The 15497-nt window shown below is 63.7% G+C and carries 7 protein-coding genes; 4 read left to right on the top strand and 3 right to left on the bottom strand.

Features of this window, described 5'->3' with window-relative positions; all coding sequences use genetic code 11:
- The 4 genes from tkt to J0L98_RS14270 form a co-directional block, all read left to right on the top strand.
- On the top strand, nt 1–1604 hold a 1604-nt coding region (gene tkt / locus J0L98_RS14285), incomplete at its 5' end, for a transketolase (RefSeq protein ID WP_296412443.1).
- Between the two features lie 99 nt (nt 1605–1703).
- Complete coding sequence (gene gap, locus J0L98_RS14280) at nt 1704–2732, top strand: type I glyceraldehyde-3-phosphate dehydrogenase (RefSeq protein WP_296412442.1); 1029 nt, start codon at nt 1704–1706, stop codon at nt 2730–2732.
- 67 nt (nt 2733–2799) lie between these two features.
- A complete protein-coding gene (locus tag J0L98_RS14275) occupies nt 2800–3984 on the top strand; it encodes a phosphoglycerate kinase (protein ID WP_296408580.1) in 1185 nt (394 codons plus the stop codon).
- A gap of 155 nt (nt 3985–4139) precedes the next feature.
- Nucleotides 4140–5300 carry a diguanylate cyclase gene (locus J0L98_RS14270; protein ID WP_296412441.1) on the top strand — a complete coding sequence of 387 codons (1161 nt, stop codon included), beginning with the start codon at nt 4140–4142 and terminating at the stop codon, nt 5298–5300.
- A 70-nt stretch (nt 5301–5370) separates the two neighbouring features.
- On the opposite strand, the gene J0L98_RS14265 is transcribed toward J0L98_RS14270, so the two are convergent.
- The 3 genes from J0L98_RS14265 to J0L98_RS14255 form a co-directional block, all read right to left on the bottom strand.
- Nucleotides 5371–7023, bottom strand: a complete 1653-nt coding sequence (locus J0L98_RS14265) for a tetratricopeptide repeat protein (protein ID WP_296412440.1) — start codon at nt 7021–7023, stop codon at nt 5371–5373.
- 249 nt (nt 7024–7272) lie between these two features.
- Nucleotides 7273–7944, bottom strand: a complete 672-nt coding sequence (locus tag J0L98_RS14260; RefSeq protein ID WP_296412439.1) for a PEP-CTERM sorting domain-containing protein — start codon at nt 7942–7944, stop codon at nt 7273–7275.
- Between the two features lie 90 nt (nt 7945–8034).
- Nucleotides 8035–15111 (bottom strand): SdrD B-like domain-containing protein, encoded by a 7077-nt coding sequence (locus tag J0L98_RS14255; RefSeq protein ID WP_296412438.1) that lies wholly within the window; start codon nt 15109–15111, stop codon nt 8035–8037.
- Nucleotides 15112–15497 lie beyond the last annotated feature (386 nt).

Here is a 15497-nt window from a genome sequence, read left to right as displayed (position 1 = left end):
ACAGCTTCAATCGCCCCGGCCACACCATCGTCGATCACCACACCTATGTGTTCCTGGGTGACGGTTGCCTGATGGAGGGCATCTCCCACGAAGCCTGCTCCCTGGCCGGCACCTGGGGCCTGGGCAAGCTGATCGCCTTCTACGACGACAACAACATCTCCATCGACGGCCATGTCGAAGGCTGGTTCACCGACGACACCCCCAAGCGCTTCGAAGCCTACGGCTGGCATGTGGTGCGCGACGTGCAGGGCCACGACCCGGTCGAGATCGAAGCCGCCCTGAAGGCTGCCCAGGCCGAGACCGGCAAGCCCTCGCTGATCTGTTGCAAGACCCTCATCGGCGCCGGCTCCCCCAACAAGCAGGACAGCCACGACGTGCACGGCGCCCCGCTGGGCGCTGCCGAGATCGAAGCCACCCGCGCCCACATCGGCTGGCCCCATCCTGCCTTTGAGATCCCGGCCGACGTCTACGCCGCCTGGGACGCCAGGGCCAAGGGTGCTGCCGCCGAGGCGCAATGGAACACCCGCTTCGCCGCCTACGCCGCCGAGTTCCCCGAGCTCGCCGCCGAGTTCACCCGCCGCATGGCCGGTGAGCTGCCCGCCGACTGGGCTGCCCACGTGGATGCGGTGCTCGCCAAGGTCACCGAAAAGGGCGAGACCATCGCCACCCGCAAGGCCAGCCAGAACAGCATTGAGGCCTTCGCACCCAGGCTGCCCGAGCTCCTCGGCGGCTCCGCCGACCTGGCCGGCTCCAACCTGACCCTGTGGTCCGGCGCCAAGGGCGTCAGCAAGGCCACCGGCGGCAACTACGTCTATTACGGCGTGCGCGAGTTCGGCATGGCGGCCATCGCCAACGGCATCGCCCTGCATGGCGGCCTGATCCCCTACACCGCCACCTTCCTGATGTTCAGCGAATACGCCCGCAATGCCCTGCGCATGGCGGCGCTGATGAAGGTGCGCCAGATCTTCGTGTTCACCCACGACTCCATCGGCCTCGGTGAAGACGGCCCGACCCACCAGCCGGTGGAGCAGACCGCCTCCCTGCGCCTCATCCCCAACATGGACGTGTGGCGCCCCTGTGACACCACCGAATCCGCCGTGGCCTGGGCCGCTGCCATCGAACGCAGGGAAGGCCCGTCTTCACTGGCATTCTCCCGTCAGAACCTGCCTTTCCAGGTCCGCAGCGCCGACCAGGTGGCGGACATCCGCCGTGGCGGCTACATCCTTTCCGAAGCCGGTACTCCTGCACAGACGGGCAAGGCGCAAGCCGTTATCATCGCGACCGGTTCCGAAGTGGCCTTGGCCATGGCGGCCCAGAAGCAGCTCGCCGACGAAGGCATTGCAATACGGGTGGTGTCCATGCCCAGCACCAATGTCTTCGATCGCCAGGACGCAGCCTACCGCAGCGCCGTACTGCCTGCCGGCCTGCCCCGGGTGGCCGTCGAAGCCGGCGTCACCGATGGCTGGTACAAGTATGTCGGCCTTGAGGGTGCCGTCATCGGAGTGGATCGCTTCGGCGAATCCGCCCCGGCAGGCGAACTGTTCAAGTACTTCGGCATCACCACCGATGCCGTGGTGGCTGCCGTGAAGAAGGTTCTCGCCTGAAGCGGCGACGGATTCGACAGGACAACAGGGCCGGCACCCCGCGGGTGCCGCAAGCAACGTGATATTGGTTTCGTGTATCTGAACTAGGGAGAAGAATCGATGAGCATCAAGGTCGCCATCAATGGTTTCGGTCGTATCGGTCGCTGCACGCTTCGCGCCATCTACGAGCAGGGTCTGCAGAACGAGTTTGAAGTGGTCGCCATCAACGCCTCCGGCGATCTGGCCACCAACGCCCACCTGCTGAAGTACGACACCACCCATGGCCGCTTCGCCACCTCCGTGGAGACCGAAGGCGAAAACACCATCATCATCGACGGCAAGAAGATCCCCTTCTACTCCACCAAGGATCCCAAGGGCGTCAACTGGGGCATCCACGGTGTCGACGTGCTGCTGGAATGCACCGGCGCCTACACCACCAAGGCCAAGGCCCAGGCGCTGCTCGACCAGGGCGCGAAGCGCGTGCTGATCTCCGCCCCCGGCGGTGACGACGTGGACACCACCATCGTCATGGGCGTCAACGAAGAAGCGCTGAAGGCCGGCATGACCGTCGTCTCCAACGCCTCCTGCACCACCAACTGCCTGGCCCCGGTCGCCAAGATCCTGGCCGACAGCGTCGGCATCAAACAGGGCCTGATGACCACCATCCACGCCTACACCAACGACCAGGTGACCGTGGACGTGCGCCACAAGGATCTGCGCCGTGCCCGCGCCGCCGCCGCCAACATCATCCCCACCAAGACTGGTGCCGCCAAGGCCGTGGGCCTGGTGCTGCCCCAGCTGGTGGGCAAGGTGGACGGCTTCGCCCTGCGCGTGCCCACCATCAACGTCTCGCTGGTGGACCTGACCTTCACCGCCGACCGCGCCACCACCAAGGAAGAAATCAACGCGCTGATGACCGCTGCCGCCAATGGTCCCCTCAAGGGCATCCTGGCAGTGAACAACGAGCCGCTGGTTTCCTCCGACTTCAACCACACCACCGTCTCCTCCACCTTCGATGCCACGCAGACCCGCGTGATCAAGGGTGAAGACGGCTCCGTGCTGGTCAAGGTGCTGGCCTGGTACGACAACGAATGGGGCTACTCCTGCCGCATGCTCGACGCGGCCCGCGCCTTCGTGAACGCCAAGTAATCCTGCTGTTTCGACGCCCCGCCCCACGCGGGGCGTTTTTCATTCCAGAGCCTCGAAGAACATCATCATGCAAGTCAAGAAACTCACCGATCTCGACGTCAAGGGCAAAAAGGTCTTCATCCGCGCCGATCTCAATGTTCCCCAGGACGACGCTGGCAACATCACCGAAGACACCCGCATCCGTGCCTCCATCCCGTCCATCAAGTACGCCCTCGAGGGCGGCGCGGCGGTCATGGTCACCTCGCACCTGGGTCGCCCCACCGAGGGCGAGCTGAAGGCTGACGACACCCTGGCCCCGGTGGCGGTGCGCCTGGGCCAGATGCTCGGCAAGCCGGTGCGCCTGATCCAGAACTGGGTGGATGGCGGCTTCGAGGTCGCCCCGGGCGAGGTTGTGCTGCTGGAGAACTGCCGCTGCAACAAGGGCGAGAAAAAGGACAACGAAGAACTCGCCCGCAAGATGGCCGCCCTGTGCGACATCTATGTGAACGACGCCTTCGGCACCGCCCACCGGGCCGAAGCCACCACCCACGGCATCGCCCGCTTCGCCCCGGTGGCCTGTGCCGGCATCCTGATGGGCGCCGAGATCGACGCCCTGGGCAAGGCCCTGCACGCGCCCAAGCGGCCCCTGGTGGCCATCGTCGGTGGCTCCAAGGTGTCCTCCAAGCTGACCATCCTCAAGTCCCTGGCCGACAAGGTGGACCAGCTCATTGTCGGGGGCGGCATCGCCAACACCTTCCTGCTGGCCTCCGGCAAGCGCATCGGCGACTCCCTGGCCGAGCCCGACCTGGTCAAGGAAGCCCACGCCATCATGGACATCATGAAAGCGCGCGGCGCCGAAGTCCCCCTGCCCGTGGACGTGGTGGTGGCCGACGAAGTATCCGCCCTGGCCCGTGCCAACAAGATCTCCGTCGACGACGTAGCCGCCCACGACCGCATCCTCGACGTGGGCCCGAAGACCGCAGCCAAGCTCTCCGAAATCATCGCCAACGCCGGCACCATTGTCTGGAACGGCCCGGTCGGGGTGTTCGAACTGCCCCAGTTTGCCGGTGGCACCAAGATGATGGCCTCGGCCATCGCCCACTCCGAAGCCTTTTCCATCGCAGGCGGCGGCGACACCCTGGCGGCCATCGCCAAGTTCCACATCGCCGACGACGTGGGTTACATCTCCACCGGTGGTGGTGCCTTCCTGGAATTCCTCGAAGGCAAGACCCTGCCGGCCATTGCTGCGCTCGAGGAACGCTTCAAGGACTGATCGCCAGGCTTCTTCGCAGGCTCCACCCCCTCGATGCACCCCGGAATGCGGCCCTTGGGCCGCATTCCCTATTTCGGGCAGAAAAATCTCCGGTTCTCGGGCCCCGGGCCGTTATCCTGCCTATCTGGCATACTGCAGCAAACGCCCCAAACCCCATGCCCATCCCGGTCAGCGCCCTCATCGGCTCGCCCCGCCGCCTCATGACAGCCATCGTGCTGTTCGTGGTGCTCGACCTGGCTATCCTGGTGATCAATCTGTGGATTGCCGAGCAGGTCGCCCAGGATGCGGTGGCGATCAATCTCGCCGGCCGCCAGCGCATGCTGTCCCAGCAGACCACCAAGGCCCTCCTCCTCACCACCCGGCCGACTCAAGGCGAAGACTTACTCAGATCACGCCAGGAAACGGATGATGCCTTCGGCCTTTTTGAACAGACCATCAAGGCCTTTGCCGAAGGAGGAGAAGCTCGCGGCAGCGACGGCACCGTGGCCCATCTACAGGCGGTGCAGGGGGAAAGCGCCCATATTGTCGCCACCACCCGAGCTCTGATCGCGCCGGTATCCGCACTGCTCGCTGCCACCCGGGACGCTCCCGATTCCGACCGGGGCCCGGCGGCCGCATACATGGTCAGTCACAACCAGGAGATCCTGGCCCTGATGAACCGCCTGACCACAGCGCTCGAACACGACTCGGTGCGCCGCACGCGCGATCTCCGCCTCATCCAGACCGGCGCCTTCGCCCTCGCGATGGTGAACTTCCTGTTGATCGTATTCGGCATGCTGCGCCGTCACCGCAGCATGGAAGAAGACAGCCGGCGCTGGCAGGCCATGGCCCGCCACGACCCTCTCACCGGGATTGCCAACCGCAAGGCCTTTGAAGAGGCAGTGGGAGCCCAGCTCAGCCGGGCCCGGATGGATGCCCAGCCAGGGGCCCTGCTGATGCTCGATCTGGACGGATTCAAGGGGATCAATGATCGCTTCGGGCACGCCGCCGGAGACACCATTCTCCGCGCCGTTGCCAGCCGCCTTGAGGCAGCCGCCCGCGCCACCGATATTGTCGCCCGACTGGGTGGCGACGAATTCGCGATCCTGTGCCCCCTACTGCATGGCAAGGACGACGTGGATCAGTTATGCGAACGGCTTGTCACCCACGTGCTCGACCTTCCCCGCGACAACATTCCAGGCTGCCATCTCGGCATCAGCATCGGCGTTGCCCTCTACCCCGAGGACGGCTACAACCCGGCCCATCTGCAGATCCTGGCCGACCGGGCCATGTACGCCGCCAAACGCAGCGGCGGCAACCGCTGGCAGATCGCGTGAGCAATAGAACAGACGCCATCACATCACCAGAATGGCCCCGCAGCGGCGGCTTGCGCCCCGGCAGCAGCGATCAGATCTGCTGCTCCCGACGGATCTTCCACTCGCCACCATCGCGAACCCATTCGAGCTGCTTGCGGGCCGCATCACTGTAATTGCCGGACTGGTAGCGCTGCTCGAAGATCACGGATACGACTTCGCCTTCAGCCTTGATGCTGGGTGCATTGACCTGAACCTTGATCTCACCCTTCTTGTCGAGCTTGCTGCGGCGATCCGCCTCCCAGGCACTACGGGCACGCTTGTCGGCCGGCACGAAACTGCTGGCGTAGAACGCCAGGTAGCGGCCTGCATCCTTCGACTCCCAGGCCAGACGCCAAGCCTCCAGACGCGAGCTCACCAGACGGACCGCATCCTCGCCCGCCGCCACAGGCTTGGTGATGGGGGCTTGCTGCGCCACCGGCGCGGCAGCGGTCGACGGTGCGGCGACCGGTAGCGCTTTTGCCGGCGCCACGGTGGCAGCCATGGCGGCCACCGTGGCCGTCCCTGCCTGACTCAGATGCTGGCGGAACTCCGCGTTGCCGGGCTCCAGGGAGAGCGCGCGCTCAAAAGCCTGCCGCGCTCCCGCTGCATCGCCCCGGGCCTGCAGGACCAGGCCGAGGGTATCGAAATAGGTTCCGCGCCCCGGCTCCTTGTCTACCGCCCGGCGGGCCAGGCTGAGGGCCTCGTCCAAGCCTGAGTTCTGGGTGGCGAGCAAGACCGCCAGATTGTTGGCTACCCGGATGTTGTCGGGCTCCAGGCGGAGGGCTTCCCGATACGCCTTCTCCGCCTCGCCGTTGCGCTTCAGGCGCTGCAGCGTCTGGGCCACGAGGGCGTGGGGCAAAGCACTCGATGGCGCCATCGGAACAGCACGACGGTAGGCCTCGAGGGCCTGCTCGCTGCGACCGAGCGCCTGCAGGGCATCGCCCCGCGCCATCATCGCAGGGGCAAAATCCTTGCGCTGGGCCAAGGCCTTGTCCAGCAATTCGAGAGCCCGCTCAGGCTGCCCCTGCTTGAGCAGCACAAGGGCACGGGCATGCAGTACACGCGCATTTCCGGGCTCCCGACGCAGGGCATCATCAAGCACCCGTCCGGCCTCATCGACCCGTCCGTCCATGGACAGGGCCACACCGAGCTGATACTGGGCGTCGACCATGTCGGGGCGCTGCCGCACGACATCGCGTAACAGGCTGACCGCCTGTCCGGGCTTCTTGAGGGACTCGGCATACAAAGTCGCCAGATCGAGCTTGAGCTGAACCTCGTCCGGACGGGCGCCGATGGCAGCCTTGTAGCTCTCTTCTGCGGCAGCGGGCAGGCCCTGCTCCACCAGCAGACGGGCCTGGGCCTGAAGAACGGCCGGCTGACCGGGAGCCATCGCAACGGCGCTGGACATCCAGTCCCGCGCAAGCTTTTCCTTGCCCTGCACGTGGCTGACGGCAGCCATGCCCAGCATGGCCTCAACCGACGAGGGATTCTGGCGGTATGCCTCACTGAACGCCTTCTCGGCCTGCTCGAAATTCCTCGCGCGCAGCGCCGCCCGGCCCCGCGCCAAGGCGCTGCCATCGGCGCGAGCACCACCCTCCTGGGGGATGGGCTGAGTACCAAGCATCAGGTCGGCATTGACAAGGGGGGAAAGGGAGACAAGGCCCACGCCCAGAACCAGGGGCAGGAAAAAACGCGTTCGATGCATGAAAACCTCAGACGATAAAGCGCTGCAACGCGAACCAAAGAACGCTGGCAGGCCTGCGCCACACGCCATGGAAATCGGCCACGAAACAACGTACGGGGACTGCCATTTTACAGGGATAAGCCTATCCGCTGCGCCAGACGGTCCCTTGTCGGGCTGAATGCGCAAGAAGCGGAAAAGGGCATCCCCTCCTCCGCTTCCCGCAGCGTGCCTTGCCCGACGGACACCCTGGACGGGTGTCTCTCCGGACTATCAGGCCTTGCGACGACGAACGGCGGCCATGCCGGCCAGCCCCAATGCGCCCAGCAGCATGGAGGTGGGTTCCGGAACGGTGGTGCCCGGGGTCGCCTGGATCAAGTCCTGGCTGTTGCCGTTGAGCCAGGTGGTCAGCTTGTAGTTTCCAGTGCCCGGGGCACCCAGAGTGATGTTGTCGAGGAAGGTCTCGGCAACGATCAGGGCCAGGTCTTCTTCAATGCTGCCGGTGTCGCCAGCCCAGTTCCGATAGGTACCGGAGGTGAGGCTCTTGTCATCCAGGGTTTCCCACAGGGCGATCTGGAAGCCTGCCAGCTGGGAGGCGTCGTTGAAATCGAGGCTTGAGTAGCTCTGGTTGAACAGGGTCTGCAGATCGGCATTGGCCGTGCTGCCGGCGGTAAAGACGAGACCCGGGGGAGTCAGGGCATTCACATTCACGCCTTGCAGCAGCTCGAAACAGAAGGCCAGGAAGCTGGTGCCGGTGGTGAGGTTGTCGACATTGAAGACGCCGGCAACAACATCATCCTGCGTACCGCTGACGTTAACCGTGAAGGCCAGGGAGTTGATGTCCTGCTCAATCACCAGGGAGTCAGCCTGGGCGGAAGCGCTGGCGAAAAGGCCGACGGCCGCGAGGGCCAGGGCCGACTTCTTGAAGATGTTGCTGTAAGTCATTGATATTTCTCCTACGTTAAAAAAGTGACTGGCTATCCGGATGGATCCTGAAAGCCCGGCCGGGACGCACCCGGCCGGACGGGGTCATGCTCAGGCTGCCATCAGGGCAAGTTGCTGCTCGTCATACAGGTTGGCCAGCTGGCTCATGGCGCTCACGGCACCGTCGCTCACGCAGTTGATGACCGTGGCACTGGTGGCGGTCACTTCGACCGTGATCACCGTGGAGCCCAGGGCTTCGTCGAGGCTGCGGTCGTCGCCCAGAAGGGCGGACAAGCTGGGCAGCTCGATGCCGGCGGCCTCGGCGTCGGCCACGGAGACGTTGAAATACACGTCAGCCATGTCGATGCTGCTGCCATCGGCCAGGGTTGCGCTGGAACGCTCGAGGTGCAGGTTGCCCTGCTCATCGATGGCCGGCAGTTCGACGAAGTCCACCTTCAGGCTAGCCACACCGGCCTCGGACAGGCTGCGCAGCTCGCCGTCGTCGGTCTGGTGGTTGCCATTCAGATCCTGCCAGACGCGCAGATCGCCGAATGCGGCGTCCTTGGCATCGACGAAGCCGTCGCCATTGCTGTCGAAGGATTCCAGCTTGGCAAAGCCGTCGCCCTTGCTGTAACCACCGAACAGCTCGGCCACGCTGGTGACCTTGCCGTCACCGTCGATATCGACGGCCAGGAAGGCGTCCCCGGAGGAGATCCAGCCGCTGTCAATACCGGCACCGGTACCCAGCAGGTCGAACTTGCCACCCGAATCTTCCCGGGCGATGGTCTGGATGCCGTTGCCATCCAGGTCAAGGACAATCGGAGTGACGCCGGCATCCCAGGTCATGTCGGCCTCACCGGACACCAGGTTGGTGTAGGCCGTGTAGGCGACGCTGGTGTAGGTTGCGGCAACACCGTCCGAGTCCACACTGTCGTTGGTACCGATGTTGGGATCAGCCCAGCTCCAGTACTTGACCGAAGCGCCATCCGAGGTATGGATGCCACTGGTCTTGTCGAAGGCGATGCGGTAGGTGCCCGGATCCAGGTTGGTGAACTTGTAGTTGCCATTCACATCGGTGTAGGTCGTCGCAATGGTGGTGCCCGCAGCGTTCTGCAGCATCACCTTGACGTTCTTCACCACGCCTTCGCCCGCATCCTGGACATCGTCGTGATCCCAATCGGCCCAGACCTTGTCCCCGATGCTGGCCTTGCGATACAGGCCGGCATCCAGTTTGAGCAGGGACTGACCAGCCGCCAGGGAGAAGATGCCGGAGTAGCCCGACGAGTTGACCGCGCTGTCGGTGCCGTTCCAGCCCGCCTGATCCTGCTTGGTGTAGTAGTAGCCGGTCGGGGCCACCACCTGCACCTTGTAATCACCGGCATTGACGTTGCTGAACAGGTAGTTGCCGCTCGCGTCGGTCGTGGTGGTGGCCACCACGGACCCGGCAGAGTTGAGCAGCTTGACGGTCACACCCTTGACACCCGCCTCACCGGCATCCTGGATGCCGTTGTAGTTCATGTCCTCCCACACCCGGTCCCCAACTCTGGCGGTGGTGGGCAGACAGTAGATACCCGCATCCAGGGAAACGTCGTTCTCACCGGCCACCAGGGTGGTGAGGGCCGACTTGCCGGTGGTGGTATCCACATCGGAATCCACCGCATCGTTGGTACCCTGATCCTTGGCCGAGAAGGCGTAGCCGGTGGGGGCCACGACCTGCACGGAATAATCACCCGGGTTCAGGTTGCTGAACTTGTAGTTGCCGCTGGTATCGGTGGTGGTGGTGGCGACAACCGTGCCGTTGGCGTCGAGCAGCTTGACGGTCACGCCGCACACGCCTGCTTCGCCGGCATCCTGGATGCCGTCCTTGTCGGTATCGCACCACACCTTGTCACCAAGGGAGGCACGGGCCTTGTAGAAACCGGCATCAACGGTCAGGTTGTTGCTGCCGCCGGTCAGGGTGTAGAGACCGGAGATGCCGCTGGCGTCGATGTCGCTGTCGGTGGCATCGGTCGCCACGGTGGCGTCCTTGGTGGTGATGACATAACCGGTCGGCGTAACCACCTGAACCTTGTAGCTGCCTGCCGGCAGGCCGCTGAACAGGTAGTTGCCGCTGGCGTCAGTGGTGGTCGTGGTCAGCACGGTACCGGCGCTGTTGAGCAGCTTCACGGTGACCCCGGCGATGCCGGCTTCACCCGCGTCCTGGACGCCGTTGGCGTTGCTGTCCTCCCACACCTTGTCGCCGATGCTGACGTCTGTGGCGCAGAAGGCCGACGGCGTATTCACGACCAGATTCTGGATCTTGAAGTAGTCGTTGGTCTCCCCCGTCGCCGCAGCAACGATCAGAACATTACCCACGAAACCATTGGCGTTCAGGTCGGCCCAGCGGGCAGACGTGAGCGTGGTGGCATTGACTTCGGTGAAGCCCATGCTGGACAGCACCGCGTCGGACAGGGTGATGTGGCTGTCGAAGGCGCCATTCACGGTACCGATCCACACCTTGGCATCGCTGTCGCCCACCACGTAGCCCAGGTAGGCCTTGTCGACCACCACGGACTGGCTGAACTCGAACAGCACGTAGTTATCCCGAGTGCCGTTGTTATCCACCGTGTGGGTGTTGCCGCTGCCCGAACCTTCCGAACTGTCGGTCACGCCCAGGCCGCCGCCGTAGGCACCGAGGTAGGCCTTGGCCCACGCGCCGGTGCCCTTGTCACGGCTGAAAGCGCTGGCATTGACAGTGATGCCGTTGTTGCTGAAGCACAGGACGTTCCCATCCGTACCGTCCGTGGCCATGTTGCCGTTGAAGTCGAAGGTGGCGGTCACCACCTTGGCAGCCAGGCCGGCGTCCCAGCTCGTGTCGTTCTCACCCGATTCCAGCACGGTGGTCACGGTCTTGCCAGTGGTCTGGTCCGCATCGGAATCCACGGCATCGTTGGCGCCCTGATCCTTGGCGGTGATGGTGTAGCCCGTCGGCGCCACGACCTGCACCGAGTAGCTGCCCGGTACCAGATCCTTGAACAGGTAGTTGCCGTTGGCATCGGTCATGGTGGTGGCCACCACGGTGCCGGCGCTGTTCAGCAACTTCACGGTCACGCCTACGACGCCCGCTTCATTGGCATCCTGGATGCCGTCGGTGTCGCAATCGGCCCAAACCTTGTCGCCGATGGACGCCTTCTGGTACAGGCCCGCATCCCAGGACAGATCCGCTTCACCGGTGGCCAGCGTAGTCACGATGGTCTTGCCGGTGGTCGGGTCGAAGTCGCTGTCGGTGGCGTCGTTGCCGCCCTGATCCTTGGCGCTCAGGAAGTAGCCGGTGGGGGCCACGATCTGGGCGGAGTAATCACCCGGGGTCAGGTTGTCGAACAGGTAGTTGCCGTTGGCGTCGGTGGTGGTGGTGGCCACCACGGAACCGGCGCTGTTCAGCAGCTTGACGGTGACGCCGGCAATGCCGCCTTCCCCCGCCTCCTGCACGCCATTGGCGTTCTTGTCCAGCCACACCTTGTCACCGTAGGAAGCGGTGGCCTGGGTCAGGCCGGCATCCACGGAGGTATCGGTTTCACCGGACTCGAGGTTGATGACGCCGGACTTGCCGGTGCTATCCACATCGCTGTCGGTGGTGTCGTTGCCGCCCAGGTCCTTGCCGGTGAAGCTCGTGCCAGCCGGCGCCACGACCTGAACCGAGTAGTTGCCCGGTACCAGATCCTTGAACAGGTAGTTGCCGTTCGCGTCGGTGGTTGCGGTGGAAACGACGTTGCCGTTGCTGTCAAGCAGCTTCACGGTGACACCGGAGACACCGGCTTCGCCCGTGTCCTGAACACCGTTCTTGTTGGTATCCAGCCACACCTTGTCGCCGAGGGCAGCCTTCTGATACAGGCCGGCATCCCAGGTCGGATCGGTTTCACCGGCGCTGAGGGTGGTGTTGATGGTCTTGCCGGTGGTCGGGTCGATGTCGCTGTCGGTGGTGTCGTTGCCGCCCTGGTCCTTCGGGCTGACAAAGTAGCCCGCTGGTGCGGCGACCTGTACGGCATAGTCACCCGGGGTCAGGTTACTGAACTGGTAGTTGCCGTTGGCATCGGTCGTGGAGGTGCCCACCACGGTACCGGTGCTGTCGAGCAGCTTGACGGTGACACCGGCAATACCGGCTTCACCGGCGTCCTGAACGCCGTTGGCATTCTTGTCCAGCCACACCTTGTCGCCGATGGCGGCGGTGCGCTCGTCAACGAAGTCGTTGCCGGTGCTGGAGGTACCCGCCGGCAGCGTCACGGTGATGCTGTTGGGGTTGCCACCATCAATGTCGGAAACGTCCAGGTAACCCGGCTTGTTGGTTTCGACAACGGTGTAGGTGCCGGCCGGCACGTTGTTGAACGTGTAGTTGCCGTTGGCATCGGTCGTGGTGGTCTGCACCACGGTGCCGGTGCTGTCCTTCAGTTGGACCGTCACGCCAGCGATGGGGGTGTCGCCGCTGTTGTTGTTGTCCAGGTCTTCACGCACGGTGCCGGAGATGGAACCGGGGTTGGCCACGATGCCGGCGTCCCAGGTCTTGTCCGATTCGCCCGAATCCAGAACGGTCTGGATGGTCTTGCCGGTGCTGGTGTCGGCATCGCTGTCCACACCGTCGGCGCCCGCATCCTGCGAGGTGAACGCGTAGCCGGTGGGCAACGTGGTCTTGTCGAACTGCACGCTGTAGGTGCCCGGCTTCAGGCTGGTGAAGAGGTAGTTGCCGCTGGCGTCGGTGGTCTGGGTGGTGACCACGTTGCCCGCTGCATCCAGCAGCGACACCTTGACGCCCTGCACGCCGGCTTCGCCCGCGTCCTGCACGCCGTTCTTGTTGGTGTCGTACCAGACCTTGTCGCCCAGCTCGGCCAGCTTGTACAGGCCGGCATCCACGTTCGGGTTGTTCTGACCGGACTGCAGGGTCACCGGGGCCGTCTGGCCGGCGGCGTTGATGTCGCTGTCGGTCACTTCATTGCCGCCCAGGTCCTGGCCGGTGATTTCGTAGCCGGCAGGTTTGAGCACGGCCACCGTGTAGGTGCCCGGGGTGACGGTGAAGCCGTAGTTGCCGTTGGCGTCGGTGGTCGTGCTTTGCACCACGTTGCCGCTGGTGTCCTTGAGCTGCACGGTGACGTTGGCAATGCCGCTTTCGCCGGCATCCTGAACGCCGTTGGCGTTCTTGTCTTCCCACACCCGGTCGCCCAGGGTGGCAGGACGCTCGTCAACGAAGTCGTTGCCGGTGCTGGAGGAGCCCGGGGTCACGGTCACGGCGATGGTGTTGGGGTTGCCACCGTCGCTGTCGCCCACATCCGAGAAGCCCGGCTTGTTGGTTTCGACAACGGTGTAGGTGCCGGCCGGCACGTTGTTGAACGTGTAGTTGCCGTTGGCGTCGGTCGTGGTGGTCTGCACCACGTTGCCCTGCGGGTCCTTCAGCTCGACGGTCACGCCGGGGATCGGAGTGTCACCCACGTTGTCGTTGTCCAGGTCTTCCAGCACGGAGCCGGAGACCACGCCCGGCAGGCGCTCATCAACGAAGTCATTGCCGGTGCTGTCGGTGCCAGGGGGCAGGGTCACGGCGATCACGTTGGGATCGCCGCCGTCCACGTCACCCACATCCGAGAAGCCCGGCTTGTTGGTTTCGACGACGGTGTAGGTGCCGGCGGGCACGTTGTTGAAGGTGTAGTTGCCGTTGGCGTCAGTCGTGGTGGTCTGCACCACGGTGCCGGTGCTGTCCTTCAGTTGTACGGTCACGCCCGCAATCGGAACATCGCCGGCGTTGTCGTTGTCCTGATCTTCAGTCACGGTGCCCGAGATGGAACCGGGATTGGCGACGATACCGGCGTCCCAGGTCAGGTCCGATTCGCCCGATACCAGTTCGGTCTGGATGGTGGTGCCGTCCAGCGGGTTCGCGTCGGAGTCGGCGCCATCGGCACCGGCATCGGGGGTGGTAAAGCGATAGCCGGCAGGCAGGGTGGCGGGATCGAAGGCGATGCTGTAGACACCCGGCTTGAGCCCGGAGAAAAGATAGTTGCCGTTAGCATCGGTGGCGATCGGGCCATCAACGGCATTGCCGTTGGCGTCGAGCAGGCGAACCTGGACGCCCTGGACACCGGCCTCGCCCGCGTCCTGCACACCGTTGCCGTTGACGTCGAGCCACACGCGATTGCCGATCTCGGCGGTGCGATAGAGGCCGGCGTCAATGGTGTTGTTGACCTCGCCAGCGGCCACAGTGACGGTGGCGCTACGGCCGGTGCCGTCCACATCGCTGTCGAGAGTGTCATCAGATCCCACATCCGGCTCCGTCGGCGCGTAGCCGGCGGGTGCGACAACGGACACGAAGTAGCTCCCCGGATTGACCGTAAAGCTGTACTTGCCGGCCGCATCGGTGGTGGTGGTCTGCACCAGATTGCCCTGGGGGTCGCGTAGCTGGACGGTCACACCGCCAATGCCGGCTTCGCCTGAGTCCTGCAGGCCATTACCGTTGATGTCTTCCCACACGGTGTCGCCGATGACCGCCTTGGCGGGAAGCGGGACATTGAAGGTGAAGGTATTGGGGGTCAGATCCAGGTCATTGCCGCCACAACCATCGGTACCGCCGGAGTCGCGCACCTGGAAGGTGAAGCCAATGGCGCCGCCGGTATCGGTCGGTGCAAGGTAGGTGAGACGGCCGGCGGCCACGTCGGAAGCCAGCACCTCCTGGCCCGCGACCACGGCAAGACCGTTGAGCAGCAGGGTACCCGCCGTCGGCAGGGTGGTGATGACCACCGACTTGAAGCTGTCGCCTTCGACAGGATCGGAAAAGCCGAAATCGTCCAGTCCGAGCACGTACACGTCTCCGCTGGCGACATTGGCGGAGTCATCCGTGCCGGAGGGCGCATCATTGACCGGCGTGACGGTGATGGAGAGATCGAGGATGAAGGTGTTGCCGGTGCTGTCGGTGCCGAGAACGCGAACCTTCAGCTCGCCATTGAAGTTCGGCAGTTGCGTTGCATCGACAGTGAAGGTGTCCTTGTCCACGGCCGTGAAGTAGCCGGAAGTGGCTTCGACGTACTTGGTGCCGTCATAAACGTAGAGCTTGATCCGCGCCGGATCCACGGCGGAGTAGTTGGGATCAGCTTGCTTGAGCAGATCGAACAGCTCGAAATTCTTGCTGGTGTCTTCGCAAAGGGAAACGCTGGTTGAGTACCGCGTAGTTGCCATGAACGACCTCCATGTTTTGGCGTGTTGTTTCGCCTGACCCTGCGCCAAGGGCGGCGAATTAAGAAAAACGGAGGTTCAACTGCAATTTGCGGGCCACCACACCCCTCTTAACTGTCAAAAACGATAATTTCAATACCACTCAATAACTTAATGGATTCTATCGGGTTTTTTACCTGTGTAAAAAATCACGAACCCAAGGAGGGTGTAAAAAAATTCGACAAACAAGAATGGAAAAAAGGATTGCGAGGGTGACGACAAGCCTTCCGAAAATGGACGCCATGGTCATATAAAATAGTGTTTAGTTATTGATTTATATATTTTTTTATACAAAATTTGCCGCCTCTTCACGAACCCTAAAAGGATCTCGTCCCCTACTTTCGATACGT

The sequence above is a fragment of the Zoogloea sp. genome (assembly GCF_017302315.1).
Classification (GTDB): domain Bacteria; phylum Pseudomonadota; class Gammaproteobacteria; order Burkholderiales; family Rhodocyclaceae; genus Zoogloea.
Note: the sequence above shows the minus strand (reverse complement) of the source record. Positions and strands in the feature narration are given on the sequence as shown.

Excerpts from the sequence above, each read along its gene's own strand:
- gap (WP_296412442.1), top strand. The coding sequence starts at position 1,704 with ATGAGCATCAAGGTCGCCATCAATGGTTTCGGTCGTATCGGTCGCTGC.
- J0L98_RS14275 (WP_296408580.1), top strand. The coding sequence starts at position 2,800 with ATGCAAGTCAAGAAACTCACCGATCTCGACGTCAAGGGCAAAAAGGTC.
- J0L98_RS14270 (WP_296412441.1), top strand. The coding sequence starts at position 4,140 with ATGCCCATCCCGGTCAGCGCCCTCATCGGCTCGCCCCGCCGCCTCATG.
- J0L98_RS14265 (WP_296412440.1), bottom strand. The coding sequence starts at position 7,023 with ATGCATCGAACGCGTTTTTTCCTGCCCCTGGTTCTGGGCGTGGGCCTT.
- J0L98_RS14260 (WP_296412439.1), bottom strand. The coding sequence starts at position 7,944 with ATGACTTACAGCAACATCTTCAAGAAGTCGGCCCTGGCCCTCGCGGCC.
- J0L98_RS14255 (WP_296412438.1), bottom strand. The coding sequence starts at position 15,111 with ATGGCAACTACGCGGTACTCAACCAGCGTTTCCCTTTGCGAAGACACC.